This window comes from Micromonospora sp. NPDC049151 (assembly GCF_040648395.1).
In the GTDB taxonomy this organism is placed as follows: Bacteria; Actinomycetota; Actinomycetes; order Mycobacteriales; family Micromonosporaceae; genus Micromonospora.
This window is the reverse complement of sequence record NZ_JBEZDP010000003.1, coordinates 100,240-125,750: the sequence shown is the minus strand read 5'-3', so window position 1 is coordinate 125,750 and position 25,511 is coordinate 100,240. Positions and strand designations below refer to the sequence as shown.

At 72.3% G+C, this 25,511-nt stretch carries 28 protein-coding genes and 3 tRNA genes; 16 read left to right on the top strand and 15 right to left on the bottom strand.

The genetic code is table 11. The features are described from left to right. Positions 1 to 151 precede the first annotated feature (151 nt). The 5 genes from AB0B20_RS05605 to amcA all read left to right on the top strand — a co-directional run bounded on the left by AB0B20_RS05605 (position 152) and on the right by amcA (position 4,813). Positions 152 to 505 carry a sterol carrier family protein gene (locus AB0B20_RS05605; RefSeq protein ID WP_357385108.1) on the top strand — a complete coding sequence of 118 codons (354 nt, stop codon included), beginning with the start codon at positions 152 to 154 and terminating at the stop codon, positions 503 to 505. A 169-nt stretch (positions 506 to 674) separates the two neighbouring features. After that, positions 675 to 2,192 (top strand): amidophosphoribosyltransferase, encoded by a 1,518-nt coding sequence (purF, locus tag AB0B20_RS05600; protein ID WP_216931519.1) that lies wholly within the window; start codon positions 675 to 677, stop codon positions 2,190 to 2,192. Positions 2,193 to 2,249: 57 nt separating this feature from the next. After that, positions 2,250 to 3,404 carry a phosphoribosylformylglycinamidine cyclo-ligase gene (purM, locus tag AB0B20_RS05595; protein WP_357385105.1) on the top strand — a complete coding sequence of 385 codons (1,155 nt, stop codon included), beginning with the start codon at positions 2,250 to 2,252 and terminating at the stop codon, positions 3,402 to 3,404. Positions 3,405 to 3,531: 127 nt separating this feature from the next. Then, complete coding sequence (gene amcB / locus AB0B20_RS05590) at positions 3,532 to 4,623, top strand: cyclophane-forming radical SAM peptide maturase AmcB (protein ID WP_357468678.1); 1,092 nt, start codon at positions 3,532 to 3,534, stop codon at positions 4,621 to 4,623. Next, the gene (gene amcA, locus AB0B20_RS05585) at positions 4,604 to 4,813 is read left to right on the top strand and encodes a multiple cyclophane-containing RiPP AmcA (protein WP_357385103.1); all 210 of its coding nucleotides are present in this window, start codon (positions 4,604 to 4,606) and stop codon (positions 4,811 to 4,813) included. Before amcB ends, amcA begins: the two co-directional genes overlap by 20 nt. Before the next feature lie 133 nt (positions 4,814 to 4,946). Here amcA and AB0B20_RS05580 read toward each other — a convergent pair whose 3' ends face one another. After that, positions 4,947 to 5,162 (bottom strand): DUF3073 domain-containing protein, encoded by a 216-nt coding sequence (locus tag AB0B20_RS05580; protein ID WP_013283429.1) that lies wholly within the window; start codon positions 5,160 to 5,162, stop codon positions 4,947 to 4,949. Positions 5,163 to 5,451: 289 nt separating this feature from the next. Further along, complete coding sequence (locus AB0B20_RS05575; protein WP_357385101.1) at positions 5,452 to 6,534, bottom strand: Glu/Leu/Phe/Val dehydrogenase dimerization domain-containing protein; 1,083 nt, start codon at positions 6,532 to 6,534, stop codon at positions 5,452 to 5,454. Positions 6,535 to 6,708: 174 nt separating this feature from the next. Here AB0B20_RS05575 and AB0B20_RS05570 point away from each other — a divergent pair, with 174 nt between their 5' ends. Both AB0B20_RS05570 and AB0B20_RS05565 read left to right on the top strand, forming a co-directional pair. After that, the gene (locus AB0B20_RS05570; protein WP_357468395.1) at positions 6,709 to 7,548 is read left to right on the top strand and encodes a hypothetical protein; all 840 of its coding nucleotides are present in this window, start codon (positions 6,709 to 6,711) and stop codon (positions 7,546 to 7,548) included. A 256-nt stretch (positions 7,549 to 7,804) separates the two neighbouring features. Then, a complete protein-coding gene (locus tag AB0B20_RS05565) occupies positions 7,805 to 8,014 on the top strand; it encodes a BldC family transcriptional regulator (RefSeq protein WP_007073996.1) in 210 nt (69 codons plus the stop codon). 66 nt (positions 8,015 to 8,080) lie between these two features. On the opposite strand, the gene AB0B20_RS05560 is transcribed toward AB0B20_RS05565, so the two are convergent. Further along, positions 8,081 to 8,494, bottom strand: coding sequence for a PPOX class F420-dependent oxidoreductase (locus AB0B20_RS05560; protein ID WP_357385097.1), 414 nt, complete (start codon positions 8,492 to 8,494; stop codon positions 8,081 to 8,083). A gap of 46 nt (positions 8,495 to 8,540) precedes the next feature. On the opposite strand from AB0B20_RS05560, the gene AB0B20_RS05555 reads away from it, so the two are divergent. Next, positions 8,541 to 9,320, top strand: a complete 780-nt coding sequence (locus AB0B20_RS05555; protein WP_357385095.1) for a class I SAM-dependent methyltransferase — start codon at positions 8,541 to 8,543, stop codon at positions 9,318 to 9,320. A 53-nt stretch (positions 9,321 to 9,373) separates the two neighbouring features. Here AB0B20_RS05555 and AB0B20_RS05550 read toward each other — a convergent pair whose 3' ends face one another. Further along, entirely contained in the window at positions 9,374 to 9,661 is a 288-nt protein-coding gene (locus AB0B20_RS05550; protein ID WP_357385093.1) for a hypothetical protein, read from the bottom strand. A 162-nt stretch (positions 9,662 to 9,823) separates the two neighbouring features. Here AB0B20_RS05550 and AB0B20_RS05545 point away from each other — a divergent pair, with 162 nt between their 5' ends. Both AB0B20_RS05545 and AB0B20_RS05540 read left to right on the top strand, forming a co-directional pair. Then, positions 9,824 to 10,681, top strand: a complete 858-nt coding sequence (locus AB0B20_RS05545) for a 3-hydroxyacyl-CoA dehydrogenase family protein (RefSeq protein ID WP_357385091.1) — start codon at positions 9,824 to 9,826, stop codon at positions 10,679 to 10,681. Next, on the top strand, positions 10,678 to 11,421 hold the full coding sequence (locus tag AB0B20_RS05540) for an enoyl-CoA hydratase/isomerase family protein (protein WP_357385089.1): 744 nt from the start codon (positions 10,678 to 10,680) through the stop codon (positions 11,419 to 11,421). Before AB0B20_RS05545 ends, AB0B20_RS05540 begins: the two co-directional genes overlap by 4 nt. Positions 11,422 to 11,486: 65 nt before the next feature. Here AB0B20_RS05540 and AB0B20_RS05535 read toward each other — a convergent pair whose 3' ends face one another. Further along, positions 11,487 to 12,824, bottom strand: a complete 1,338-nt coding sequence (locus AB0B20_RS05535) for an ABC transporter substrate-binding protein (RefSeq protein ID WP_357385087.1) — start codon at positions 12,822 to 12,824, stop codon at positions 11,487 to 11,489. 166 nt (positions 12,825 to 12,990) lie between these two features. Here AB0B20_RS05535 and AB0B20_RS05530 point away from each other — a divergent pair, with 166 nt between their 5' ends. Continuing rightward, positions 12,991 to 13,380, top strand: a complete 390-nt coding sequence (locus tag AB0B20_RS05530; protein ID WP_043327529.1) for a hypothetical protein — start codon at positions 12,991 to 12,993, stop codon at positions 13,378 to 13,380. A gap of 45 nt (positions 13,381 to 13,425) precedes the next feature. Continuing rightward, positions 13,426 to 14,130 (top strand): DUF2786 domain-containing protein, encoded by a 705-nt coding sequence (locus AB0B20_RS05525; RefSeq protein WP_357385085.1) that lies wholly within the window; start codon positions 13,426 to 13,428, stop codon positions 14,128 to 14,130. A 24-nt stretch (positions 14,131 to 14,154) separates the two neighbouring features. Here the strand turns inward: AB0B20_RS05525 and AB0B20_RS05520 are convergent, their stop codons facing one another. Then, entirely contained in the window at positions 14,155 to 14,673 is a 519-nt protein-coding gene (locus AB0B20_RS05520; protein WP_357385083.1) for an SRPBCC family protein, read from the bottom strand. A gap of 186 nt (positions 14,674 to 14,859) precedes the next feature. Here AB0B20_RS05520 and AB0B20_RS05515 point away from each other — a divergent pair, with 186 nt between their 5' ends. Next, on the top strand, positions 14,860 to 15,642 hold the full coding sequence (locus AB0B20_RS05515) for a hypothetical protein (protein WP_357468392.1): 783 nt from the start codon (positions 14,860 to 14,862) through the stop codon (positions 15,640 to 15,642). A gap of 208 nt (positions 15,643 to 15,850) precedes the next feature. After that, positions 15,851 to 16,288: an ArsI/CadI family heavy metal resistance metalloenzyme gene (locus AB0B20_RS05510; protein ID WP_357468389.1), complete on the top strand. Its 438-nt coding sequence runs from the start codon at positions 15,851 to 15,853 to the stop codon at positions 16,286 to 16,288. Positions 16,289 to 16,435: 147 nt separating this feature from the next. On the opposite strand, the gene AB0B20_RS05505 is transcribed toward AB0B20_RS05510, so the two are convergent. The 9 genes from AB0B20_RS05505 to AB0B20_RS05465 form a co-directional block, all read right to left on the bottom strand. Then, positions 16,436 to 17,401 carry a hypothetical protein gene (locus AB0B20_RS05505; protein WP_357468387.1) on the bottom strand — a complete coding sequence of 322 codons (966 nt, stop codon included), beginning with the start codon at positions 17,399 to 17,401 and terminating at the stop codon, positions 16,436 to 16,438. A gap of 271 nt (positions 17,402 to 17,672) precedes the next feature. Continuing rightward, a tRNA-Phe gene (locus AB0B20_RS05500) sits at positions 17,673 to 17,746 on the bottom strand. 76 nt (positions 17,747 to 17,822) lie between these two features. Beyond that, positions 17,823 to 17,896: transfer RNA gene (locus AB0B20_RS05495), tRNA-Asp, on the bottom strand. A gap of 33 nt (positions 17,897 to 17,929) precedes the next feature. Beyond that, positions 17,930 to 18,002: transfer RNA gene (locus AB0B20_RS05490), tRNA-Glu, on the bottom strand. A gap of 143 nt (positions 18,003 to 18,145) precedes the next feature. After that, on the bottom strand, positions 18,146 to 18,931 hold the full coding sequence (locus AB0B20_RS05485) for a polysaccharide deacetylase family protein (protein ID WP_357468383.1): 786 nt from the start codon (positions 18,929 to 18,931) through the stop codon (positions 18,146 to 18,148). A gap of 76 nt (positions 18,932 to 19,007) precedes the next feature. Beyond that, entirely contained in the window at positions 19,008 to 19,955 is a 948-nt protein-coding gene (locus tag AB0B20_RS05480; RefSeq protein WP_357385073.1) for a MerR family transcriptional regulator, read from the bottom strand. Beyond that, a complete protein-coding gene (idi, locus tag AB0B20_RS05475) occupies positions 19,945 to 20,538 on the bottom strand; it encodes an isopentenyl-diphosphate Delta-isomerase (RefSeq protein WP_357385071.1) in 594 nt (197 codons plus the stop codon). The genes AB0B20_RS05480 and idi overlap by 11 nt, the downstream gene beginning before the upstream one ends. Then, complete coding sequence (gene crtI, locus AB0B20_RS05470) at positions 20,535 to 22,016, bottom strand: phytoene desaturase family protein (RefSeq protein WP_357385316.1); 1,482 nt, start codon at positions 22,014 to 22,016, stop codon at positions 20,535 to 20,537. Before crtI ends, idi begins: the two co-directional genes overlap by 4 nt. A 29-nt stretch (positions 22,017 to 22,045) precedes the next feature. Next, a complete protein-coding gene (locus AB0B20_RS05465; protein WP_357385069.1) occupies positions 22,046 to 23,200 on the bottom strand; it encodes a polyprenyl synthetase family protein in 1,155 nt (384 codons plus the stop codon). Between the two features lie 64 nt (positions 23,201 to 23,264). Between AB0B20_RS05465 and AB0B20_RS05460 the strand changes: the two genes are divergently transcribed. Both AB0B20_RS05460 and AB0B20_RS05455 read left to right on the top strand, forming a co-directional pair. After that, positions 23,265 to 24,191 carry a phytoene/squalene synthase family protein gene (locus AB0B20_RS05460; protein WP_357468379.1) on the top strand — a complete coding sequence of 309 codons (927 nt, stop codon included), beginning with the start codon at positions 23,265 to 23,267 and terminating at the stop codon, positions 24,189 to 24,191. Further along, entirely contained in the window at positions 24,188 to 25,510 is a 1,323-nt protein-coding gene (locus AB0B20_RS05455; protein WP_357385065.1) for a deoxyribodipyrimidine photo-lyase, read from the top strand. The genes AB0B20_RS05460 and AB0B20_RS05455 overlap by 4 nt, the downstream gene beginning before the upstream one ends. Position 25,511 lies beyond the last annotated feature (1 nt).

The following is a 25,511-nucleotide window of genomic DNA, read 5'->3' as shown; positions in this document are numbered from 1 at the left end:
TTCCGGGTCTGACCTCTCCGCCGGCCGCCAGGGCCGAGGTTGATCACTCACGGTACGAATAACGCCGTCGGCAACTATGCCTTGTCTGACCGGATCATCTCTACCCAGGGCCGCCGTCGGGCGGCGTCCCGCCGGGTCGTATCGTCCCGTCGTGTCCTCTCCGCACGCTTATTCCGAAGCGGTACTCGCCGCACTGGCGGCGCTGGACGAGGGGCGTACGCCCGAACGGCCGGTGCTCCGGGAGGCGGTCCGGATGCTCTTGGCTGCCCTCGCGGATCGTGCCCCCGGCCGATCGGTGGAGGTGCGCGTCCCACCCTACGGTGCGGTCCAGTGCGTGAGTGGCCCACGACACACCCGCGGCACGCCGCCGAACGTGGTGGAGATGGATCCGCCGACGTGGCTGGCGATCGCCACCGGCCGCGCGGGTTGGGCGGAAACGGTCACCGAAGGTCGCATCCGGGTGTCCGGAATCCGGGCTGACCTATCCCCGTACCTCCCCATTTAGGCGTTGGGCAGGGAAAATCCTGCTCACGCTGGGCTGACATCTCGTGACTGTCGGTATCGACTGCTGGTCGCGTACACTGAGAACCCGACGACGGTCCCGGCCCATGTGTGCGGAGCTGACCCCCCGACTCCGCCAGGCCAGTCCAGACCCCACTGCGAGGGAGCGGCAGGTGCCCCGAGGCGATGGCCGGCTGAGCCACGACCTTGACCCCCAGCGACCCGGCCCACAGGACGCGTGTGGCGTCTTCGGCGTCTGGGCGCCGGGTGAAGAGGTCGCCAACCTCACCTACTTCGGGCTCTACGCCCTTCAGCACCGCGGTCAGGAGGCCGCGGGCATCGCGGTGAGCGACGGCTCCGGTGTCGTGGTCTACAAGGATCTCGGCCTGGTCGCCCAGGTGTTCGACGAGCCGACGCTGGCCAGCCTGCGCGGGCATGTCGCGATCGGGCACGCGCGCTACTCCACCACCGGCGGCTCGACCTGGGAGAACGCCCAGCCGACCATCCGGGCCACGAGCGCCGGCACCACGATCGCGCTGGCGCACAACGGCAACCTGGTGAACACCGCCGAGTTGCAGCGCGAGGCCGCCGTGCGCGGGCTCGACTCCGACGGCTCGACGAACGACACCTCACTGGTCACGATGCTGCTGGCCAGCCGGCCCGACCTGTCGGTCGAGGCGGCCGCGCTGGAGGTGCTGCCCCAGCTGCGCGGCGCGTTCAGCTTCGTCTTCATGGACGAGTCGACGCTCTACGCGGCGCGCGACGCGCACGGCGTGCGCCCGCTGGTGCTCGGCCGGCTCGAACGCGGCTGGGTGGTGGCGAGCGAGACGGCCGCGCTGGACATCGTCGGCGCGAGCGTGGTCCGCGAGGTCGAGCCGGGCGAGCTGATCGCCATCGACGAGAACGGGCTGCGGTCCAGCCGGTTCGCCTCGCCCGAGCCCAAGGGCTGTCTTTTCGAGTACGTGTACATCGCCCGGCCGGACGCCACCATCGCCGGCCGCAACGTGCACGCCGCGCGGGTGCAGATCGGCCGCCAGCTCGCCAAGGAGCACCCGGTCGAGGCCGACCTGGTGATCCCGGTGCCCGAGTCCGGCACCCCGGCCGCGATCGGCTACGCCGAGGAGTCCGGCATCACCTACGGCCAGGGCCTGATGAAGAACCCGTACGTCGGGCGCACGTTCATCCAGCCCTCGCAGACGCTGCGCGCCCTCGGCGTCCGGCTGAAGCTGAACCCGCTGCGGCAGAACGTGCGTGGCAAGCGCCTGGTCGTGGTGGACGACTCGATCGTGCGGGGCACCACCCAGCGGGCGATCGTCCGGCTGCTGCGCGAGGCGGGCGCTTTGGAGGTCCACGTCCGGATCTCCTCGCCGCCGGTGAGCTGGCCGTGCTTCTACGGCATCGACTTCGCCACCCGCGCCGAGCTGCTGGCGAACGGGCTGGACAACGACGGCATCCGGCGGTCCATCGGTGCCGACTCGCTCGGTTACGTCTCGCTGCCCGGTCTCATCGCCGCGACCGAGCAGCCGAAGAGCCGGCTCTGCCGGGCGTGCTTCGATGGGGAGTACCCGATCGAACTGCCGGCCGGGAACCTGATCGGCAAGCACGTGCTCGAAGGAGTGGGACGCCGGGTCGCCGCCGAGGCGGCCGGGCCGACCGGTCCGCTCGTCGCCACACCGACCCACCACCCGTAGCACCACCGACGCGGGTCCGGCCGCTCCGGGCTCGCGGGAACCACAAAGGGGAGAACCGTGACGCACGTGTCCGAGCGCAGCGGCGCAGGATCCAGCCCGACGGGCGCCGGCGGCGACCGCCAGCCCTGGTCGGCCGGGTCCGGCCGGACGCAGCGCAAACGCTCGGTCTCGTACGCCGACGCCGGGGTGTCGATCGAGGCGGGCGACCGCGCTGTCGAACTGCTCAAGTCCAAGGTCAAGGAGACCCGGCGCCCCGAGGTCATGGGTGACCTGGGCGGCTTCGCCGGCCTGTTCCGGCTGGACACGAAGAAGTACAAGAACCCGATCCTGGCGTCCTCGACCGACGGCGTGGGCACCAAGCTGGTGATCGCCCAGCAGCTCGACATCCACGACACGGTCGGCATCGACCTGGTCGCGATGGTCGTCGACGACCTGGTGGCCTGCGGCGCCGAGCCGCTGTTCCTGCTCGACTACATCGCCACCGGCGAGGTCGTGCCGGACAAGGTCGCCGAGATCGGCGCCGGCATCGCGGACGGCTGCCGGTACGCCGGCTGCGCGCTGCTGGGTGGCGAGACCGCCGAGCACCCGGGCGTGCTGCGCCCCGACGAGTACGACATCTCGGCCACCGGCGTCGGCGTGGTGGAGGAGAGCGAGATCCTCAGCCCGGACCGGGTGGAGGTGGGCGACGTCGTGATCGCGATGCGCTCGTCCGGCCTGCACTCCAACGGCTACTCCCTGGTCCGGCACGTGCTGCTCGGCGCCGGCCGGATGCGGCTGGACGTGGTGATCGACGACTTCGGCCGCCAGCGGACGCTGGGCGAGGAGCTGCTAACCCCGACCAAGATCTACGCGCAGGACTGCCTCAAGCTGATCGCCGAGGCCGAGGTGCGGGCGCTGGCCCACGTCACCGGCGGCGGCATCCCCGGCAACCTGGTCCGGGTGCTGCCCGAGCACGTCGACGCCGTGGTGAACCGCTCCACCTGGAAGCCGCAGCCGATCTTCGACCTGATCCAGTCCAAGGGCCGGATCGAGGACCCGGAGATGGAGGCAACCTTCAACATGGGCGTCGGCATGTTCGCGATCGTCTCCGCCGAGGACGCCGACCGCGCGCTGGCCACCCTGACCGGCCGGGGCGTGGACGCCTGGCAGGCCGGCGAGATCATCGAGGGGTCCGGCAACGTGCAGATGGTCGGGCAGCACACCCGAGGCTGATCACCCTGCGCCCATCGGCCGGGCACCTGATCGGGGGTTCACCCGGGCGGTCGCCTCGGCCTAGCCTGGAGGTTCGGTTTTCAGGCAGGCGGGGGAGGTGCTGATGGCCGCGCGCACGCCTGAGGGTATGCGGGGCATCGCCGTCGTCCCGTCGTACGTGGTGATGCAGCCGACGACGCTGTGCAACCTCGACTGCGCCTACTGCTACCTGCCCCTGCGGGCGGTCGACAGGCGGATGCCGGTGGCCGTCGCCGAGGCGGTGGCGGCGTCGGTGAACCAGTGGGCCGCGAGCGGTCGCTTCTCCGTGGTGTGGCACGGCGGTGAGCCGCTCGCGGCCGGCCGGGAGCACCTGGCCGCGCTGCTGGCGCCGTTCGGGCCGGATGTCGAGCACCACGTGCAGACGAACGCGACCTTGATCGACGACGCCTGGTGCGCGTTCTTCGCCGAGCACCGGGTGCGGGTCAGCGTCAGCGTGGACGGGCCGCGGGCGCGCAACGCCGAGCGGGTCAACCGGGGCGGGCGGCCCGCGTACGACCGGATCGTGACGGGTGTGGCGGCGCTGCGCCGTCACGGCCTGCCGTTCTCGGCGCTCGCTGTGGTCTCGCGGCCGGAGCCGGGCCTGGCGACCGAGCTGTACGACTACTTCCTCGACCTGGGCTGCGACGTGCTCGGCGTCAACATCGAGGAGACCGAGGGCGTCAACACCCGGACGAACGCCCGGGACGCGGGCGCGGTCACCGGGTTCTGGGCGGAGCTGGTGGCGGCCTGGCGGCGGGATCCCCGGATCCACCTGCGTGAGGTGGAGTGGTCGCTGCGGTACGCGGGCGCGGTGCTGGCCGGCACCGCGCACGACCTGCTGCCCCGTAGCCTCGACCCGATCCCGACGGTCGGGCATGACGGCTCGGTGGTGGTGCTCTCGCCGGAGCTGGCCGGGTTCACCGACCCGCACTACGGCGACTTCGCCAGCGGAAACGTGCTCACCACGCCGCTGCGCGACATCCTCGCCGGCGCGGCCGGCACGCCGTGGGTGAGCGAGTTCCTCACCGGCGTGGAGGCGTGCCGGGAGTCCTGCGCGTACTTCGGGTTCTGCGGCGGCGGGCACGCCGCCAACCGTTACTTCGAGCTGGGGCGTTTCGACGGCACGGAGACCGAGCACTGCCGCAACAGCAAGATCCGCCTACTGGAGGGAGTGTTGGAGCATGCCCGAGACCATCAGTGACACCGACCGGGAGGTCGTCGCCGACCGGGTACGGGGGGCCGCTGCGGGGCTTACCGCTCTGCTCCGTGAGGCGGAGGCGGCACGGCTGCTGCGGGCGGAGGTGTCGGGCGACGGTGCCGACGCGGTCTGCGCGTGGAACCACTTCGAGAACATCCCGACGTTCTACAACTGGAACAACCGGCCACGCTGAAGGGCGGTTCCGCGATCAGGGACCTGCCGGCGAGTCGGCACGGCAGGCCCCTGCATCGTCGGTCGTACGCCGGCTCAGCAGAGCACATGCGTGAGCACGCGGGGGTTACCGCGTGCTCAGATGTGACCGGAGGTCAGCGGGTCGGACGAGCCCAGGTGTCCGGGTCGTCGTCCGCGTGGTCCTCGTCATCGTCGTCGACATACTCTTTGTAGTCGTCGTCGAAGTTGTGCTCAGACTTTCCACTACCCGCCAGTTCGCGCTGCAAGGCGGTTAGGTCGGTGTTCGGGGAGTGATACTTCAACTCCCGCGCCACCTTCGTCTGCTTGGCCTTAGCACGGCCGCGCCCCATGGCTCGACCCCCTCGCACAGAATGCGGGGCAGCCCGAAGGCGGGCCCCGATGACGTCAGGCATCTCTCGTGGCTCTTACGGTACATGGGGATGCCATCGTTCGGCACCTCGGGTCACCGTCGACCGGACCTGCGCGTTGCGGTGGTCCAGCCGTCACAAAGTGTACCGGGTAAGGGGTAGGACCCGGGGCTGGCCATGACACCGGACATACCGGCATGAACGGTGCCGATGGTCAGCTTAACGCGCGCGGCCCCCGGGGTGGAGCCGCCGCTCCACCCCCGGGTGAGCTTCACCGCAGATGAATCGCGCGCAGCCGGCCGACCTCCGCCATCCGCCGCTCGGCGAGCCGGTCCGCGGCGACCGCCGGCGGCACGCCCTCGTCGTCGGCGAGCCGGAGGATCTGCCGGGTGGTGTCGAAGATCCGGGTCGCGCGCAGCTTGGCGCGGTCGAAGTTGAAGCCGTCGATCTCGTCGGCCACCTGGATCACGCCGCCCGCGTTCACCACGTAGTCGGGCGTGTAGAGGATGCCCCGGTCCGCGAGCACCTTCTCGATGCCCGGGTGGGCGAGCTGGTTGTTCGCCGCCCCGGTGACCACCTTGGCCCGCAGCACCGGCACGGTGTCGTCGTTCAGCGCGCCGCCGAGCGCGCACGGGGCGTACACGTCGATGTCGGAGGTCACCAGCGCCGCGGTGTCGTCGACCAGGGTGACCTGCGGGTGGGTGGTGCGCGCCCACTCCTGGGCGCGCGGGCTGACGTCGGTCGCCACGACCTCGGCGCCGTCGTCGAGCAGGTGGGCGGTCAGGTACTTGCCGACCTTGCCCAGCCCGGCCACGCCGACCCGGCGGCCGGCCAGCGTCGGGCTGCCCCAGACGTGTTCGGCGGCGGCCCGCATCCCCTGGAACACGCCCCAGGCGGTGAGGATCGACGAGTCACCCGCGCCGCCGTGTTCCACGCTGCGGCCGGTCACGAAGCGGGTCTCGCGGGCGATCACGTCCATGTCCGCCACGTAGGTGCCCACGTCGCAGGCGGTGTAGTAGCGGCCGTTCAGCGACTCGACGAAGCGGCCGTACGCGCGCAGCAGCGCCTCGCTCTTGATCTGCTCGGGGTCACCCCAGATGACCGCCTTGCCGCCACCGAGGTCGAGGTTCGCCAGGGCGTTCTTGTAGGCCATGCCGCGCGAGAGGTCGAGCACGTCGGCGAGGGCGTCGGCTTCGCTGGCGTACGGGTAGAACCGGGTGCCGCCGAGCGCGGGGCCCAGCGCGGTGGAGTAGATCCCGATGATCGCCTTCAGGCCGGACTGCTTGTCCTGGCAGAACACGACCTGCTCATGCCCTGTGGAAACGGGGTCGTCGGTACTGGCGAATACGCTCATGGCTGACTCCTGTGTCGGTGAGCGCCCTTGTGGGGTGCGGAACCTGGTGGCACGCCGGCGGGATGCTGCCGGTGTCGTCGAGCCTAATATCGGCCCGAACCGTACTGTCGCGCATGTCACGCCACGGGCCCAAGGGCGGCGACGGATGGTCCCGTCTCGTGGGAGGATCGCGCCGTGCCGTCGCTCTTCGCTTCATACCTGCGCGTGTACGAGCCGCTCACCGCCTTCGACCGGGATCGGCAGTCGTACTGGCGCCGGTACGTCAGCGAGGGCCGCGCGATAGCCCCGCTGGAGGGGCCGGTACGGCAGCGGACGGCGGTGATCGAGGCGCTCGGCGCCGGCTGGACCCGGCTGCCCGACCTGCCCGACGAGGCGTACGTCCTGGAGGCCGACGACGCGCTGCTGGTCTGCCCGTGGAACCTGCGGATCCGGGTCGCCGAGGCGGCGCTGAGCGCCCGCGACGGCGTGCCCTCGGTGCTGGCCGACGCGTTCGTGCCGCCGGTGCTCGCCGGGCAGGCGAAGGCAGTGGTGGAGGACTGGCGCAGCGGGGCCCGGGTGCTGGAGCACGGGGTGCCCCGGGTGCACGAGCAGATCGCCACCTGGGGGGTGCCGCTGCGCTGGTTCGTGCTGTTCGAGGCCGGTGAGCGGCACCTGGTCACCGAGCCGGAGCGGCGGGCGCTGCGCTACCGCACGGAGATCTCCAAGGCGCGTCGCCGGGCGTCCCGGGCGCTGTCGGTGCTGCGCAAGTCGATTGGCGAGGCGCCGATCACCGAGGCGGTCGAGGAGGCGGCCCGGTGGCTGGAGGAGTTCCACCCGCGTTCCGTGGTCGAGCTGGACTACGGCGGCCTGGTGCAACTGCTGCCGGACGAGACGCTCGAGGCCGACGACTCGCCCGAGCTGGTCGCCACCGGACTGTCCGGACTGGGCCGGGGCGAGGCCGAGGAGGCGTCCGCCGCGTACGACAAGCTGGTCGCCCGCTGGCGCGCGGTGCAACTGCTGGAGCGCTGCAACTGACGCCCGGTTTGCCACACTTAGTGGCCTTGGACACGAGTGTGTCTCGTAGTTGATGCATCACGAACCGTGATCATGAGTCCGAATAAGGTAGTTTCTGCGGCATAAAAGTCGTAAAAATCGGGCATGGTTCATCCGTCCGTCTAGGGACCTTCAGCCGTTCGGCCCATGTCGGACATCGGGGACTAGCCGGACCATGGGAGACGCGTCGGCCGGCGGGACCCCGGCCGATGTCTATACATGTGGAGGAGTGACCCCGATGGCATCGCGAACGCACGAACCTGAGCCGCTACTCACACCGGCCGAGGTGGCGTCGATGTTCCGTGTCGACCCGAAGACGGTGACCCGGTGGGCCAAGGCTGGCAAGCTCAGCGCCATCCGGACCCTGGGCGGCCACCGCCGCTACCGCGAGTCGGAGGTTCGAGCTCTGCTACAGGGGCAGATCCCCCAGCAGCGCCAGGGAGACTGACGAACCGGCGTTCTCCGGCGTTCCGATCAGGGGCGGTGCCGTCGCGGCAGCGACGATCCACCGCCCTTAATCGTGTCCGGGCTCAGTCGTTTCCGGGGTCGACCCGTCCAGTACGATCCGCAGCCCCACCGTGCCGCGCTCACCCCGGCGCAGCCGGCTACCGAGCAGGCTCAGCCGCCCGATCAGCCGGTACTTCTGCTTGAGCAGGCCCCGCACCCGGTCGGTGCTCTCCGCGTCGGCGATCGTCGCGTGCCCCGGGACCGCCGCGCCGTGCGGCCGGCCGCGCACGTCGCACGGCGCCACGGTGACCCGGCCGTCCCGCCGGATGCGCTTCACCTTGCCGGAGTCGGCCACCGTCCACACCGCGAGCCCGTCGCCGTCGCGTACCGCCCACACCGGAGTCGGCACCGCCCGGCCGTCCTTGCGGAACGTGGTGAGCAGGACGTACTTCTCCGCCGCCAAGCGGTCCAGGTCGGTCACGCCGCCAAGGATACGGCGTCTCCGGCCCCCGGATAGCGTTGCGGGCATGACCGGGGAACCCGAGATCGGCGACGTGTTCGGCGAGATGATCCGCGACGCGTACGCGGTCGCCACCGGAATCGGGCCGCGCCCGATGGCCGGCGGTCGCCTGCCCCGGCCGGTCATCGAGATCATCGAACGCGACGACGGGCTCGTCAACGGCGCACCCGCCGGGCACTACCTGGACCCGCCGCAGCTGTGGCAGCCGCACGACCACCGGGCCGTGGACCGGGTACGCGGGGACGTGCTCGACGTCGGCGTCGGCGCCGGCCGGATCGCGTTGCACCTGCAGGACCGGGGCGTGCCGGTCACCGGGCTGGACACCTCGCTCGGCGCGCTGCGCGTCAGCCGCCACCGGGGCGTACGCGACCTCGTGCACGGCACCGTCGACGAGCACGCCGCCGACGGCCGCCGGTACGACACGTTCCTGCTGCTCGGCAACAACCTCGGCCTGTTCGAGGGGCGGGAACGCGCCCCGGCGATGCTCGCCGCGCTCGCCGCGCTGGCCCGCCCCGGCGCGCGGGTGATCGCCCACGGCACCGACCCGTACGGCACCACCGACCCGGTGCACACCGCCTATCACGAGCGCAACCGGCAGCGGGGCCGGATCGGCGGGCAACTGCGGCTGCGGCTGCGCTACCGCCTGCTCGGCACCGAGTGGTTCGACTATCTGGTCTGCTCGCCCGAGGAGTTCGCCGGACTGGTCCACGGCTCACCGTGGCGACTGACCGACGTGGACGACACCGACCACCCCTACTACCTCGCCACGCTGGAGCTGCGGCGTTAGGAAGGGCCCCTTTCAAGCGCCTAGGCGTTAAGAAGGGGCCCTTCCTTACATGCTCAGACCTGGACGGTGGGGGTGGTCTGCTCCGGGGGCAGCCCGCCGTCGCCGTCGACCACCTCGTCCGGCGTGCCGTCCTCGTCGATGTCCACCATGGTGATGTCCACCTTGCCGTCACCGTCGGTGTCGAACTGGAACAGGTCGGCCTTGCCGTCGCCGTCGGTGTCCACCACCCACACGTCGGTCTTGCCGTCGTTGTTGGTGTCCGCGCGGAGCAGGTCAATCCGCTCGTCGCCGCGGGTCTCGACCGTCTCGGTGCTCTCCGCGCTCTCCGGTGCCTGGCTCATCTCGTTCCTTCCTTCGGCGTTGACGGCCGTCCTTACCCCGTCCGCTCCGCCCCCACGCATCCCGGCGGCCCGGCCATGCATAGGGTCGCATGCAGGAACGAGCGAGCGGACGGGCCCGGCGGCGGAGACCCCGCGCGCCCCCGCCGCGGCGAGGGGACGTCGATGAGTGGTCGTTTTGTGGTCGTCGGGGCCGGCACCATGGGCCTCGGCATCGCGTACGTGGCGGCCGGCGCCGGGTACGCGGTCGAACTGGTCGAGGTCGACCCCGCCCGGGGCGCCGAGGCACTGCGCCGGCTCGGCGAACTCTGGGACCGGGGTGTGCTGCGCGGCAAGCTGACCGAGGAGGCCGCCACCGCCAACCGGGCCCGCGTCACGCTCCGGGCCGGGCTCGCCGAGGTGGCCGAGGGCGCCGACGTGATCGTGGAGGCGGTGCCCGAGCGGCTCGACCTGAAGCGCGCCGTACTGCGCGAGGCGGAGAGCCGCCGTCCGGCGCTACTGGGCAGCAACACGTCGAGCATCCCGATCACCGACCTGGCCGCCGGGCTGGAGCGTCCCGCCGGCTTCCTCGGGTTGCACTTCTTCAATCCGGTGTGGGCGATGGCGCTGCTCGAGGTCGTGGTCGGCCCGGCCACCGCGCCGGCTACGACCGAGGCGGCCGTCGCGCTCGCCGCCCGGCTGGGCAAGGACCCCGTCGTGGTACGCGACATGCCCGGCTTCGCCACCTCCCGCCTCGGCGTCACGCTCGGCCTGGAGGCGATCCGGATGGTGGCCGACGAGGTGGCGAGCCCGGCCGACATCGACAAGGCGATGGTGCTCGGCTACCGGCACCCGATCGGCCCACTGGAGCTGACCGACCTGGTCGGGCTGGACGTGCGGCTGGACATCGCCCGCACCCTCCAGGCCGCGTACGGGGACCGCTTCGCGCCGCCGCCGCTGCTGGTCGAGATGGTCGCCGCCGGGAAGCTGGGCAAGAAGTCGGGGCAGGGTTTCTACACCTGGAAGGACGGCGTGAGGCAATGACGGGGCTGCGGATCGAGGAGCTGCCGGACCGGCTCGTGGTGACGCTGGACCGGCCGGAGAAGCGCAACGCCATCGACGCCGACCTGGTGGGCGAGCTGCACGCGGTCTGCGCCGACCTGGAGGCGCGTCCCCGGCTGCTGCTGCTCACCGGCGGGACGGCGGGCATCTTCGCCGGCGGCGCCGACATCGCTCAGCTCCGCGAACGCGGCCGGCTGGACGCGCTGGCCGCCATCAACCAGGGCGTCTTCGCCCGCATCCGGGCGCTGCCGATGCCCACCGTCGCGGCCGTCGACGGGCCGGCGCTGGGCGGCGGCGCCGAGCTGGCGTACGCCTGCGATCTCCGGGTGTGCACGGACCGCGCGGTGTTCGGCCAGCCCGAGGTGCGGCTGGGCATCCTGGCCGGCGCGGGCGCGACCTACCGGCTGCCGGCGTTGATCGGTGAGGCCCGGGCCAAGGAACTGCTGTTCACCGGCCGGCGGGTGGACGCCGAGGAGGCGCTGCGGATCGGGCTGGTGAACCGGGTGGTGGCCGAACCGGCGGAGCTGCTGCCCACCGCGCACGGCCTGCTCGACGAGATGGCGAAGGGTTCCGCGTTGGCGCTGCGGCTGACCAAGCTGGCGGTAGACGCCCCGGCGGCCGCGCACCCGCAGCTCGACCTGCTGAGCCAGGCGGTGCTGTTCGAGGACGAGGAGAAGCGCCGGCGGATGACCGAGTTCCTGGAGCGGCGCCGGTCACGCTGAGGACGGCGGGAGACGACGAGGGCCGCACCGGTGTCATCCGGTGCGGCCCTCCACGTCGGTGCGCCTCAGCGCTTGATGTCGACTCCGGCGTCGTCGAGCGCCGGGATGGCCGGCGCGGACTCGGCGAAGCCGATGAGCAGCAGCGCCTCCGGCCCGAAGGCCTTGATCTCCCTGGCGACGCCGCTGAAGTCCACTGGCGTCTTCGGGTCCGCGGGCGGCTCGTAGGTCAGCAGCTTGACCCGGTCCGCGCCGATCCCGGCCTTGTCCAGCTCGGAGCGGACGTTCTCCTGGAGGCCCTCGCCGTAGGAGTCCTTACGGGCCAGGATCGCGATCTTGCGCGGGCCGTCCCGGAGCATCACGTCGGCAAGCGCCCGGCCCTGGAGGCTGTCCGGCGGCGCGGTACGGAAGTAGAGGCCCTTGTCGTCCACGGTGCTCAGCCCGGCGTCGGTGTTCGACGGGGAGAACAGGATCCGCCCGGCGGCCACCACGTCCGGCAGCACAGCCCGGGAGATGCCGGAGCCGCCCGCGCCGATGATGACGTGGACGCCCCTGCTCACGTGAGAGGCGACGGTGACCTTGGCGATCTCCGGGTTGGTGCCGTCGTCGCCCTCGATCCACTTGACCGGCTCACCGAGCGCGCCGCCGGCGGCGTTCACCTCGCGGATCGCGAGCGCGGCGCCGGCCGCCAGCGGTGGGTACGCCAGCGCCAGGTCACCGGTCTTGGGCAGCAGCCCGCCGAGGACCAGCGGGGCGTCCTTCGCCTTGCCGTCACGCAGCTTGCGACCACGCGGCGGGGTTTTGGTGCTCGCCCCGGACTCCTCACCGGCGCCGACGAACTCGGTCTTGCTGTCGTCGATCTTCTGGTTGTCGAAGTGCCGGGTGCCGTAGCTCGCGGTGGCCGGCTCACCGGCGTCGGTGAACCCCGAACGGGTCAGCGACACGCTCCGGTACTCGATGTCCCGGCCGGCGCGGGCGAGCTGGAGGCAGGCCGCCACGTCGTCGCAGCGTTCGCCGCCGGTGGTCACGCCGACGATCTGCTTGGCGATCTCGGCCGGCGCGGTGGTGCCGGCGAGCTGGGCGGCCAGCACGCTGATCACGACCGCGTCGTAGGACTCGGCGGAGTAGAGGAAGTCGGTCAGCTTCGGGTCTACGGCGAGTAGCCGTTCCTTGAAGCTCTCCGGCAGCGGAGTGAGGGGCGTGGTGCCCTTCATCCCGTTCACCAGATCCGCCCGGTCCTTGAGTTCCGTGGCGTACGAATTGGTCATGTTGCCGTCGGTGCCGTAGAGGCGCACCTGGGTGGCGGGCGCTTCCTCCGGCTCGTCGCTCCCGCAGGCGCTCGTGGCGAGCAGGAGCGCCGCGCAGGCCATGGACAGGGCCGCGCGCGACGTGCGTGTTCTCAGCATGGTCGTCCTTCCTCCGGCGAAGGTCCGCTGCGCACCTTAGCGTGCTCGTGCGGCACGCGGGACTGTGGAGTCGGCTGCGTCGGCACCCCGACGGCGGGGGTCACTCTGCGTGCTCAACGGGCTGTTTCCGGGTCACCGCTTGACCCCCGGCGATACTGTTCCGCGGGTGAACGACGAAGCACAGCAGACGCTCGACGACGCGACCGCCGTGCTCCGTTCGGCCCTCGCCGGGGACGGCGCCGGGGTGGTGGGCACGTTCGACGCGGTGGTGGACCGCTCCGGCCTCGCCGGGGCGTACGGAGTGGCGTGGTGCCTCGCCGCGACCATGCTCGGCGACGACGCCCCGGCCGGCGGCGCCGCCCTCGACTTCCCCGGCATCGACCAGGCCGACTACGACACGCGGTGGGTGGCCCGCTTCGTCAGCGCGTGCGCCAACGACGACGCGGACACCGGCGAGGCGTTGTTCGGGGCGGCGGCGGCCGACGGGCTGCTGCCCGACTGCCTCCTCACCCTCGCCGGCTCGACGATCGCCACGCTGCGCAGCCGGTCGGACTGAGCCCGCCGCGCGGCCCGTCGCCCCGGCTGTGGTAGCTCTGGGTGCATGTCCGAGGCGATGCTCAGCAAGGTGCGCAAGCTGCTCGCCCAGGCCGAGGACCCGGCCTGCACGCCCGCCGAGTCGGCGGCCTTCATGGCCAAGGCCACCGAGCTGATCGCCCGCTACGGCGTCGACCGGGCGTTGCTCGCCGCGCGCGATCCGGCGGTCGACCCGGTGGGTGACCGGACCGTCGAGGTGGTCGCACCGTACGCGCGGGACAAGGCCGGCCTGCTCGCGGCGGTCGCCGAACCGCTGCGCTGCCGATGCGTACGCCGCCGGCAGGGCAACGGCTTCGTCATGCACCTGTTCGGCTTCGCCAGCGACCTGGAACGGGTCGAGCTGCTGTTCACCTCGCTGCTGGTGCAGGCCGCGCACGGGCTCGCCGGTGCTGCCGTACCGGCCGGGGAGCATCCGGCGGCGTTCCGGCGTACCTGGCTGGCCGGGTTCGCGTACGTCGTCGCGGAACGACTGCGCGCGGCCGAGAACAAGGCGGTGGCGGAGGCGGGCGGGCCCTCGACGGCGCTGGTGCTCGCCGACCGCTCCGATCGCGTCCAGCACCGGGTCGCCGAGGCGTACCCCCGGTTGCGCACCGCCCCGCGACGGCGGCTGGCGGGCGGTGGCTTCGGTTCCGGCGCGGACGCCGGCCGCCGGGCCGACCTGGGCGGCACCGGCGTGGCCGGCACCGGCGCGGCGCCGGGCATCGCCGGCTGACCCGGTGCGCCCGCTCGGCGCGGGTCAGGCGGCGGTGGTGCGGGCGACCGTCGCCAGGTAACGGCAGAGCAGTTCGTGCCAGCCGGCGGTGAGCGCCTCGCGGTAGCCCTCGGCCGCCGTGCCGTGCCTGTCGAAGTAGCGGTGCTCGACCTCCACCCGGGTGTGCTCCGGGCCGTCGGAGTGGAACAGCACCTCCACCTCGCTGGCCCGCGCCGGATCCGGCACCGGCACCCGATCCGGGCCGATCTGCCAGGTGAACACCAGCCGCCGGGGCGGATCCCAGGTCAGCACGCGACCCCAGTCGTTGCGGAAGCCGTACGGCCCGATCTCGTAGAGCATGCCGCCGGCCCGCGGTTCGATGCCGATCGCGGTGAGCGCCTCCGGACCGGACCAGGTGTATTCCCGCACCCACCAGTCGGCCAGCGCGCCGGTGAAGACGGCGTACGCCCGCTCGGCGGAGGCCGGGACGAGCAGGTTGCTGCGGAGGGAGAAGCGGTCGGATTCCTGCCGGACCTCATCCGGATCGGCCATCTCCTGTCCCATAGGTCCGGACCATACCGGCTCATGTCTCGGTGTGCAGCTTCCGAGGCGGCCGCTTCCGGACACCGGGAACTCCGTTTTCCGACAGCGCTGAGTGGTGGGACAGGCGCTCTGCGCGAAGGGCGGCGGATGCCGTACCGCAAAGCGGGTAAGCGCCGCCGACCGGACCGATGGGGGAGAGCGGGGAGCATGACCGACAGCCGAGCCACCGAACCAGTTCCGGATCCCGGCCACGAGCGGCCCGACTCGCCGGGCGGTTACGAGTCGGAGCCGGACGTCCTGCTCGACGTGCCGGAACTGACCGTCGACGAGATCCGGCTCGCGGTGGACGGGCTCGACGCCGACCTGTCGCTGCGCGCCCGGCTGGCCGACCTGCTCCAGATCGACGCCGGAGTGCGGGTACACCTGAAGGGCGTCGAACTCGACGTCACCGGGGTGAGCGCCGAGGCGCTGCTCAAGGTGCGGCTGGAGAAGCTGGTGCGGATCCTGGACCGGGCGCTGACCACCATCGACCGCAACCCGCAGCTGATCGACGCGCTGGCCCGCTCGGCCACTGCCACCCTTGACGACGTGCACCGGCCCACCGCGCCGGTGGTCGACCAGACCGGGCGTACGCGGGCCGCGGCCCGCGAGGTGGTCGAGCGCACCGGTCGGGCGCCGGTCGATCGGGCCGGTCCCGCGGTCGCCGATCGGTCGGGGCCCGCAGTGCCGGACGCCGGTGCCCGGCGGCCGGAGCCGTCACCCGGTGCCGGGGAGGAAAAGGCGGGGTCCGGGTCGGTGCCGGGCCCGCCGGCCGGCCGCCCCACCGAGAAGAAGCGCGGTCCGGAGCACTCCGGCCAGCCCGCGAGCGCCGCCGCCGAGGCGGCACAACTGGCGGGACAGGCCGGACAGGCACTGCGGCAGGCCGGCCGGAGCGTCTGGGAGGCGATCCAGGGCAACCCCACCCAGAACCGCCAACCCCCCAAACCCTGACCCCCACCCCGTTCCGGCCCCGCCCTTCGCCCCCGGCCCCCGCCGCCCTCGTTCCGGTGATCAAGGAGTTTGTGTCCGGCTCACCGGCTCCGGCTGACGCAAACTCCTTGATCAACATACTTGTTTCGACGGTTCTCTAGGTTGACAGCCTTCGAAACAGGCGGCAAGGTTGACCCTGCTTCGACAGAAATCTAGATAAGGAGCGCCCATGTCCCGCGTTCAGCTCGCCCTACGCGTGTCCGACCTCGAAGGATCGGTGGCCTTCTACAGCAAGCTGTTCGGCGTCGAGCCGGCAAAGCGCCGCCCCGGCTACGCCAACTTCGCGGTGGAGAACCCGCCGCTGAAGCTCGTACTCCTCGAAGGTGAGCCCGGCCTGCCGACGGTGATGGACCACCTCGGGGTCGAGGTGGCCACCACCGAGGAGGTGAACGCGGCCACCAACCGGCTCACCGAGTCCGGCCTGATCACGCTGGAGGAGAACGACACCGAGTGCTGCTACGCGCTCCAGGACAAGGTCTGGGTACGCGGCCCCGGCGACGAACGCTGGGAGGTCTACACGGTCAAGGCCGACTCGCCGCAGCTGGAGAAGGTGGCCGAGAGCGCCTGCTGCGCCTCGGACACGGCGGAGCAGCCCGCCGCCGTGTGAGCCGGATGCGGCGTGGTCCCCACCGGCCCGTCCGCCGGTGGGGACCGGCCCGATGGCGAGTGGTCTGGGCGATGGCTTACCCGTACTTGAGCCGCTGAGCGGCTCGCGTTTCGCCCTGATCGCGAATTCCCCGACCCGACCGGCGACTTACCGTGCCTCGGCGAACTTCAGCCGTTCGAAGCCCTCGACGTAGACGAACCGCGTCCCGTCGGGCGAGAAGCTCGGGTGATGCGCGCGCTCACCGTCGGCGATCCTCGTCTTCCTGCCGCTGCCGACATCGACCGACCAGACCCCGCCCACGTGGTCCGTCGCGACGGCGGCGATCACCGACCGGCCGTCCGGCGACACCGCCAGGTCGGCGAGGCCGGGGAGCTTCGTGACGAACCGGGCTGTGGCCGAGCCGACGTCCCACTCGGTCAGGTGCCAGGTGAGGTCGTCCGGACTCACCTCGGGCGGCAGCGGCAACCTGCCGAGGGAGTCGGGTGCGGTGATGAAGAACAGCCGCTCACCCAGCGCTGCGGGCGACCGTGCCAGCACCGTCGACTCGCAGTCCGTGTCACCGCCGCTGGGATTGAAGGTCAGTCCGCCCACCGTCACCGGAGAGCCGAACTCGTACGCCTTCCCGTCGGCGAGCAGCTGGACGCCGCCCGGACCGCACTCTCGGGGCGCCTGCACATATCCCCCGCCGCCACCGTTCACGAGTGCGGCACCGGCGAGGAAGCGCGTCGACGCCAGAGGCTCGAACGTCTTGTCGGCGGGCGAGTAGCTCAGCAGCTCCGTTCGGTCCCAGCCGCATTCGAGGGCCAGCCCGAGGTCGCCGCCCGGGCCGGCGAAGAGGAAGCTGAACAGGCCCGCTTCGCAGGCGGACACCGCTGGGGCGCGTGTGAGAACGGCTTCCTCGGCGCTCCCGTCGGGCCGCTGCCGCCACACCTCGGCCTGGTCCGAGCCCGAGGTCGAGGTCACCTCCCGTAGGTAGTAGACCCAGCCATCGGTGGACCAGACCGGATGGAACAGGGAGACGGAGTCCAGGAGCCCCGAGATCCGGCCACAGCCGCCGAGCAGCACCACGGCGAGGACGAGGACCGGCGTGAGGGCCGTACGCAGCGCACGCACAGGCGACCTTCCGGTGGCGTTCGGTCCGCCGCTCGGCGGGCCCGCTCACCCTAGACGCGGGACGTGCGGCGCGAGTACCCGTTCCACGTTCCGGAGCACCCGGCCGAGTCCATCAAGCGGCCGGGCTGCGACTCCCGATGCGGCTGTCGCGCATCGAGCCGGCGCGAGGGCTCGATTGCAGAGAGTAGTTGTGGCTTCCTGGGGCCGCAAAGCAGAACGCCGACCCGCGTCTCCGCTGGTCGGCGTTCCTGTAGCCCGGCGAAAGGCTATGTGGCCAGGGGCGGGGTCGAACCGCCGACCTTCCGATTTTCAGTCGGACGCTCGTACCAACTGAGCTACCTGGCCGTGGTGCTCGGCACATGCTACCGCACGGGCCGATACGCAGAACGCCGCGCATCGAGCTGCGCGGCGTCAGCGCTTGCGGTCCTGACGGGACTTGAACCCGCGACCTCCGCCTTGACAGGGCGGCGAGCACTCCAACTGCTCCACAGGACCTGGCTGGTGTTGCATCCGGCGCGAGCCGGACCGTGCCCCCAACGGGATTCGAACCCGTGCTACCGCCTTGAAAGGGCGGCGTCCTGGGCCGCTAGACGATGAGGGCGGCCCCGCCATCATTGCACACTCGCAACTTCAAGCGGACTTGCTCCCATCCGGCCCCGCCGGAGGCAGGAGAAGCATATGTCATGCCTGCGCGGACGACCAAACCGGTATCGGCCTGACCGGGGAGTCGGACAAAACCGCAGTTCAGCGCGGTAGGGCGATGCCGTACCGCCGCTTGATGTCCGGGATCAGGTGCCGGCAGGCGGCCATCGTCTGGGCCCGGTCGCCGCCCGCGTCGTGCATCAGCACGACCGAGCCGTGCCGGGTGGCGCCCGTCACCCGCTTGATGATCGTCTTCGCCGGTGGGTGGTCCCAGTCCTGCGGGTCGACGCTCCAGTGCAGTGGGCGCAGGCCCATCTGCCCGGCGATCGTGACCTCCTCGGCCGTCCAGCGGCCGCCCGGCTGGCGGAACCAGGTGATCGGCGCCTTCGGTGCGGCGGCGTGGATGGCCTGGTTGGTCCGCTCCAGGTCGGACCGGATCTCGGCCGGGGAGCGCCGGCCCAGGTTCACGTCGTGGTGCCAGCTGTGGTTGCAGAGCTGGTGGCCCTCCCGGGCGATCCGGGCCACCAGCTCCGGGTAGCGCTTGGCCTGCTTGCCGACGACGCAGAAGGTGGCCTTCACCCCGGCAGTCCGGAGCTGGGCCAGGATCTGCGGGGTGTAGCGCGGATCCGGCCCGTCGTCGAAGGTGAGCGCCACGCCCTTGCTCCCGCTGGCCCGGTGCAGGCCCGCCGGCAGCTTCTTCGGCAGCGGGCGCAGCTTCGGCTTCGCGGGGGTGTGGGTCGGTGAGGGCTTCGTCACCGGCGCCGGTGAGGGCGACGCCGAGGCCGACGGCGGTGCGGCGGCCTTCTCGGGTGACTTGCCGGGATCGCCGCAGCCGGTGACGAGGAGTACCAGGCCCAGGGCGAGCGCCGACAGGGCGCGTGGACGCATTCGTCGCTCCCGGAGGGGTCGGGGTCAGACGGACTTTCCGACCGTAGTGGACGCCGCCCCGGAACGGGAGAGGGGTTCAGCTTGTCGTCGACTGGTCCAGCGAGTCCCGTACCGCCACGGCCAGCGACAGCGCCTCGGCCAAACCGACCGGCCGGACCACGCCGGCCGGCAGCGAGTCGGCCCGCCAGCCGGGCCCGGCGGCGAGCACCAGCAGCGGCCGGCGCGGCACCGCCAGCAACGCGCTGAGCTGGCACGGGTCGGCGGTCGCGCGGATGTGCGACCACAGCACCACAGCCGCCGGCCCGGTCCGGTTGACGGCCTCGACCAGGGCCGGCACCGGCACCCGGGCGCCGAGCATGCGATAACTCACACCGGCCTCGGCCAGCGCGGCGCCGAGCGCCTCGAGCGGCAGCGAGTGCTGCTCCTCGTCGGCGCAGGAGAGCAGGATCCGGGGCGGCCCGGTGGTCCGGTAGGCCCACGCCACTGTGGCGAACGCCTCGGACACGCAGCGGGACATGAGGTGTTCCACCTCGATCAGCGCGGAGGTGGCGGCGTGCCGCTCCCCGATGCCGGCCAGCACCGGCCGCAGCAGCCCCTCCCACGTCGCCACCACTCCGTCGGCGGCCAGCGCGTCGGCGATGGTCTGGCTGATGGTCACCGAGTCCAGCCGCATCGCGGCACGGGCCAGCCCACGCGCCGCCGGCCCGGCCCGGCCGACCGGGATGGTGGTGCCGCCGCCGTCGCGTACCGTCGAGACCCGTGCCTTGAGGCCGAGCCGCTCCGGCGGCAGCACGGCCGGCGCCTGCCGGGCCCAGCGGGCCGCCTCGGCGGGCGCGACCCCCTCGGCGGTCAGCCGGCGCATGATCTCCAGCCGGGCCAGGTCGGCGGGCGTGTAGCGCCTGTGGTGGCCCGGTATGTGCTCGCTGGGACCGAGGCCGTAGCGCTGGTGCCAGGTGCGCAGCGTGGTGACCGCCACGCCCAGACGGCGTGCGACGGCCCCCGCGCTCAGCGCCTCATCGGCCACCCGACCGCTCCGGTGCCTCGGTGGCCGGTACACCCGGCCGGGACGCGTCGGTCGGGTGCAGCAGCCGGTTGACCACGCCGCCCAGCCACGGGGCGTACTCGCGCGGGTGGGCGTCCAGGTCGGCCACCACCGCGCCGGGGTCGACCCAGCGCAGGCCGGCCACCTCGTCCGGGTCGGGCCGCGTGGCCAGGTCGGCGGGTACGTCGGCGCGCAGCACGTGGTCGTACTCGAACTCGACCCGGCCGGTCGCCGGGTCCTCGGCGTAGTAGAGGTAGACGCCGACCTCGGTGAGGTCGACCGGGTCGATGCCGAGTTCCTCGGCGAGCCGCCGGTTGGCGGCCTCGGCCGGCGACTGGCCGGGCAGCGGGTGCCCGCAGCAGGAGTTCGCCCAGCGCAGCGGGAACCGCGTCTTGACCGGGGCCCGCTGCTGCAACAGCACCCGCCCCTCGGGGTCGACGAGGAGCACCGAGAAGGCGCGGTGCAGCCGCCCGGGTGGTTGGTGCGCGGCGGCGACCGTGGTCTCGCCGAGCACCCGCCCGTCGTCGTCGACCAGCTCGACCAGGTGGGTCTCCCGCTCGCTCACGACATCGCCCCGGTGACCCGGGCGGCGGCGAGCTTGCCGCTGATCAGCACCATCGGCACGCCGACGCCCGGCTGGGTGCCGGAGCCGACGAACACCACGTTCTCCAGGGACCGGTGCAGGTTGGCGGGGCGGAACGGGCCGGTCTGGAAGAGGCTGTGCGAGGCGGCGAACGGCGTGCCGGCGGCCATGCCCTGCGCCTCCCAGTCGGCCGGGGTGACCGCCCGCATCACCTCGATGCCGTCGCCGAACCCGACGTAGCCGCGCTCCTCCAGCGTGCCGACGAGCTGTTCGGCGTACCGGTCGGTGAGGTCGCCCGGCCAGTCGAACGGCGCCCGTTCCAGGTTCGGTACCGGGGCCAGCACGTAGTAGGCGTGCCTTCCGGCCGGCGCGACCGACGGGTCGGTGCGGCTCGGGTTCGTCACCAGCAGCGACGGGTCGGTCATCAGCTCGCCTCGGCGGATCACCTCGTCGAACGTGCCCTTCCAGGAGCGCCCGAAGTGGATGTTGTGGTGGGCGATCTTGCCATAGCCCTGCGTCGAGCCGATGTGCAGCACCACGCAGGACGGCGAGTAGGTGAGCTTGCGCTGCCGGCTGGGCGGCAGCAGGTCCTGGTAGGCGACCGGCAGGTCCGGGTTGAGCACCACAGTGTCGGCGGGGACGAAGTCGCCGTCCGCGGTGACGACGCCGGTGGCGCGGCCGTTGGCGGTCTCCACCCGGGTCACCGTGGTGCCGTACCGGATCTGCACGCCGTGCTTCTCGGCGGCGCCGGCCATGCCGCGCGAGACCGCGTGGATGCCGCCGCGCGGGAAGCACACCCCGGCCACCGAGTCGAGGTACGCGATGACCGCGTAGATCGCCAGCGCGTCGTGCGGCGACAGACCCGCGTACATGGCCTGGAAGGAGAAGATCCGCTGGGTACGCGGGTCGCGGAAGAACTGGTTGATCTTCGTCTGGAGTCGCCGGAACGCGCCGTTGGCGAACAGCTTCAGCAGGTTGCCGGTGATCAGGTCGGTCGGCGCGTCGAGGTTGCGCTCGATGAAGTCGGCCCGTTCCCACTGCCACAGGTTGCGGGCGTAGTCGACGAAACGCAGGTAGCCGTCCGCCTCCCGGGGCCCGCAGACCCGGGCGATCTCGGCGGCCATCCGGGTGGTGTCGGTGATGACGTCGAGCGTCGACCCGTCCGGGTAGTACGCGCGGTAGGCCGGGTCGAGCGGGGTCAGGTCGAGCCAGTCGGTCAGCTCCTCGCCCACCGCGCCGAGCGCCTCGGCGATCAGGTCGGGCATGGTGAGGACGGTCGGGCCGGTGTCGAACTCGTACCCGTCGACGCTTAGCCGCCCGGCGCGCCCGCCCGGCACCGGCTCGCGTTCCAGCACCGTCACCTGCCGGCCGCTGCCGGCCAGGTGCAGCGCGCAGGCCAGTCCACCCAGCCCGGCGCCGACCACTACCACCCGGTCGGTCCGTCCCTTGACGGTACGCATTCCGGCCCCCTTGCTCACGAAGTTGCTCATCATGCCCGCCGCGCCGTGGCGGCGGTGGCGAGACCGGTCAGCGCCGTGCGCGCGGTCTCATCGATCGGTGCGGTGTCGAGCGCGGCGAGTGCGTCGGTGACCCGGTCGGAGATCATCCGCTCCACCCGGGCCGCGGCCCCGGTGTCCCGGACCACGTCGGCGAGCCGGTCCACCTCGTGGTCGGCGGTGACCGAGCCGGCCCGGTCCAGGGCCCGGCGCTGCGCCGGGTCGGCGAGCTGCCGGGCCAGCATCAGCAGGGCCGTCGGCTTGCCGGTCCGCAGGTCGTCCCCGGCCGGCTTGCCGGTGGTCTCCGGGTCGCCGTAGACGCCCAGCAGGTCGTCGCGGAGCTGGAACGCCTCGCCGACGGCCAGGCCGTACCTGGTGTACGCGGCGATGAGCGGGTCGTCCGCGTCGGCGCCGGCCAGGCAGGCGCCGAACAGCAGTGGACGCTGGACGGTGTAGCTGGCGGTCTTGTACCGGGCCACCCGCAGTGCCCGGTCGACGGTCCAGCTCGCCGGGTCGTTCTCGCCGAGCACGTCCAGGAACTGCCCGGCGACCGTCTCCACCCGCATCTGGTCGTAGCAGCGGCGTACGTCGAGCAGCCGGTCCGCCGGGACTGCCGCGTGTGCCATGAGCCGGTCGGCCCACACCATGCAGAGGTCGCCGATGAGGACGGCGACGGCTTCGCCGTACCGGTCGGGGTCGCCGGTGTGTCCGGCGGCCCGGTGCCGGGCGGCGGCGGCCCGGTGCGCGGTGGGCAGCCCGCGCCGGGTGTCGGAGGCGTCCATCACGTCGTCGTGCACCAGCGCGAACGTGTGCAGCAGTTCGAGCGCGGACAGCGCCGGGAGCACCGAGCACAGCGGCTCCTCCCCGCCGACCACACCCCGCCATCCCCAGTACGCGAACGTGGGGCGGACCCGTTTGCCGCCGGCCAGCACGCAGTCGCGTGCCGTCGCGGCGAAACCACCCATCGCTGCGTCGATCTCGGTGAGCGATTCGACCTCCGCGGCCAGGAACGCCGTGAGCGTCTCATCGACTCCTTTGATCAGGTCTTTCGTGAACGCGGCCAGTACGCCGCGGACCGGATCGTCCGTCGCCCCGGGCTGAGCCGGCGCGACGCGGAGCGCGTTACCCGCAACTGCGTCGTTGGCCATGTGGGCGAGCGTACCCTAGGGTTACGAGTTGCGTCGATTGCTGCGTCGAAACTGAGGAGGGCCGATGGACACGGATCTGACCGCTGCCTATGACCGTTGCCGCGAGCTGCACCGCCGTCACGGCCGTACCTACTATCTCGCCACCCGGCTGCTTCCCGCCTGGAAACGGCGGCATGTGCACGCCCTGTACGGCTTCACCCGCTACGCGGACGAGATCGTCGACCGCACCGAGGACCTGCCGCCGGCCGAGCGCGCCGCCCGGCTGCGCGAGTGGTCGGATCGATTCGTGGCCGGGCTGCGCGGTGCGTCGGTCGACGACCCGTTGCTTCCCGCGGTGCTGCACACCATCGCCGTGTTCGACCTCGACCGCGACGACTTCGCGTCGTTCCTGCGCAGCATGGCGATGGACCTGACGGTCATGTCGTACCCGACCTACGACGACCTGCTCGACTACATGGAGGGTTCGGCCGCCGTCATCGGCACCATGATGCTGCCGATCCTGGGCAGCTCCGACCCGGCCGCCGCCCGCGAGCCCGCCCGTCAGCTCGGCTTCGCGTTCCAACTCACCAACTTCATCCGGGACGTCGCCGAGGACCTCGACCGGGGCCGGACCTACCTGCCCGACGAGGACCTGGCCAAGTTCGACGTCACCCGTGACGACCTGCTCGCGGCAAAGGCCGCCGGCCGCACCACGCCACGTATCCGCGAGCTGATCGAGTACGAGGTGACCCGCGCCCAGGCCCACTACGTCGCCGCCGCGCCGGGCATCCCGCTGCTCCACCCCGCCTCGCAGGCGTGCATGCGCACCGCGTACGCGCTCTACGGCGGCATCCTCGACGAGGTGGCCGCGCAGGACTACGACGTCTTCGTCCGCCGGGCCCTGGTGCCGCAGCGGCGGCGGATGGCGGTGGCCGCGCGGGCGCTGCTCACCCCGTCCGGCACGCCGGTGCGGGTGCCCGGCCCGGCACTGGAACCGGCCCTGGCCGGATGACCGGCCGCACGGCCGTCGTGCTGTTCACCCGTGACCTGCGGGTGCACGACCACCCGGCGCTCGCCGCCGCCTGCTCCGCGTTCGACCGGGTGGTGCCGCTCTACGTGCTCGACCCGGCGCTGCGGAAGCTCTCGCCGAACCGCACCCGGTTCCTGCACCAGAGCCTGGCCGACCTGCGCGAGGCGCTGCGCAGGCGCGGTGGCGACCTGGTGATCAGGCGCGGCGACCCGGTGGCCGAGACGGTGAGGCTGGCCCGGAAGGTGGGCGCCGAGGGCGTCGGGCTCTCCGCCGACGTGAGCCGCTACGCCCACCGTCGGGAACGCCGCCTGCGCGCCGAGTGCGAGCGGCACCGGATGTTCCTGCGCCTGTTCCCCGGCCTGACCATCGTCGAGCCGGGCGCGCTGCGCCCCGGCGGCGGCGACCACTACCGCGTCTTCAGCCCCTACTTCCGGGCCTGGCAGGGCGTGCGCCTGCGGGACGAACTGGCCGCGCCGAAGCGGGTCCGGCTGCCCGACGGCCTCGACCCCGGCCGGTTGCCGGACCCACCGAAGGGCGACAGCCCGGATGCCGCCGTCGGCGGCGAGGCCGTCGCCCGGCGCCGGCTCACCGCCTGGCTGCCCACCCTCGATCGGTACGACGACATCCACGACGACATGGCCGGCGACGAGACCTCGCGGCTCAGCCCGTACCTGCGCTTCGGCTGCGTCTCGCCACTGGCCGTGGCGAACCGGGCCGGCGACCGGGACGGGCCGTTCGTCAGGCAGCTCTGCTGGCGCGACTTCTACCACCAGGTGGTGGCCGGTTTCCCCGACCTGTCCACGGTCGCCTACCGGCGCGGCGCGCGGGAGGACTGGCGCGACGACGCGCACGCGTTCGACGCCTGGGTCGAGGGGCGGACCGGCATGCCGATCGTGGACGCCGGCATGCGCCAGCTGCGCGCCGAGGGCTGGATGCACAACCGGGCCCGGCTGATCACCGCCGGCTACCTGACCAAGCACCTCGGGCTGGACTGGCGGCCCGGCCTGGAGGTCTTCTTCCGCCGGCTGCTCGACGGCGACCGGGTCAACAACTCGGGCAACTGGCAGTGGGTGGCCGGCACCGGCAACGACACCCGGCCGTACCGCGGCTTCAACCCGGTACGGCAGGCCGAGCGCTACGACCCCGACGGCGCGTACGTGCGACGCTGGGTGCCCGAGCTGGAGCCGGTGGCGGGCAAGGCGGTGCACCAGCCGTGGCGGCTGCCCGACGAGACCCGCCGCACGCTCGACTACCCGCCGCCGCTGGAGGTGCCCGGCGCCGACCCGGTCTGGCTCCGCTGAA

Coding starts and splice junctions, on each gene's coding strand:
- amcB (WP_357468678.1), top strand. CDS start 3,532: ATGCGGGGCATCGCCGTCGTCCCGTCGTACGTGGTGATGCAGCCGACG.
- amcA (WP_357385103.1), top strand. CDS start 4,604: ATGCCCGAGACCATCAGTGACACCGACCGGGAGGTCGTCGCCGACCGG.
- AB0B20_RS05580 (WP_013283429.1), bottom strand. CDS start 5,162: ATGGGGCGCGGCCGTGCTAAGGCCAAGCAGACGAAGGTGGCGCGGGAG.
- AB0B20_RS05575 (WP_357385101.1), bottom strand. CDS start 6,534: ATGAGCGTATTCGCCAGTACCGACGACCCCGTTTCCACAGGGCATGAG.
- AB0B20_RS05565 (WP_007073996.1), top strand. CDS start 7,805: ATGGCATCGCGAACGCACGAACCTGAGCCGCTACTCACACCGGCCGAG.
- AB0B20_RS05555 (WP_357385095.1), top strand. CDS start 8,541: ATGACCGGGGAACCCGAGATCGGCGACGTGTTCGGCGAGATGATCCGC.
- AB0B20_RS05550 (WP_357385093.1), bottom strand. CDS start 9,661: ATGAGCCAGGCACCGGAGAGCGCGGAGAGCACCGAGACGGTCGAGACC.
- AB0B20_RS05545 (WP_357385091.1), top strand. CDS start 9,824: ATGAGTGGTCGTTTTGTGGTCGTCGGGGCCGGCACCATGGGCCTCGGC.
- AB0B20_RS05540 (WP_357385089.1), top strand. CDS start 10,678: ATGACGGGGCTGCGGATCGAGGAGCTGCCGGACCGGCTCGTGGTGACG.
- AB0B20_RS05535 (WP_357385087.1), bottom strand. CDS start 12,824: ATGCTGAGAACACGCACGTCGCGCGCGGCCCTGTCCATGGCCTGCGCG.
- AB0B20_RS05525 (WP_357385085.1), top strand. CDS start 13,426: ATGTCCGAGGCGATGCTCAGCAAGGTGCGCAAGCTGCTCGCCCAGGCC.
- AB0B20_RS05520 (WP_357385083.1), bottom strand. CDS start 14,673: ATGGGACAGGAGATGGCCGATCCGGATGAGGTCCGGCAGGAATCCGAC.
- AB0B20_RS05515 (WP_357468392.1), top strand. CDS start 14,860: ATGACCGACAGCCGAGCCACCGAACCAGTTCCGGATCCCGGCCACGAG.
- AB0B20_RS05510 (WP_357468389.1), top strand. CDS start 15,851: ATGTCCCGCGTTCAGCTCGCCCTACGCGTGTCCGACCTCGAAGGATCG.
- AB0B20_RS05485 (WP_357468383.1), bottom strand. CDS start 18,931: ATGCGTCCACGCGCCCTGTCGGCGCTCGCCCTGGGCCTGGTACTCCTC.
- crtI (WP_357385316.1), bottom strand. CDS start 22,016: ATGCGTACCGTCAAGGGACGGACCGACCGGGTGGTAGTGGTCGGCGCC.
- AB0B20_RS05465 (WP_357385069.1), bottom strand. CDS start 23,200: ATGGCCAACGACGCAGTTGCGGGTAACGCGCTCCGCGTCGCGCCGGCT.
- AB0B20_RS05460 (WP_357468379.1), top strand. CDS start 23,265: ATGGACACGGATCTGACCGCTGCCTATGACCGTTGCCGCGAGCTGCAC.
- AB0B20_RS05455 (WP_357385065.1), top strand. CDS start 24,188: ATGACCGGCCGCACGGCCGTCGTGCTGTTCACCCGTGACCTGCGGGTG.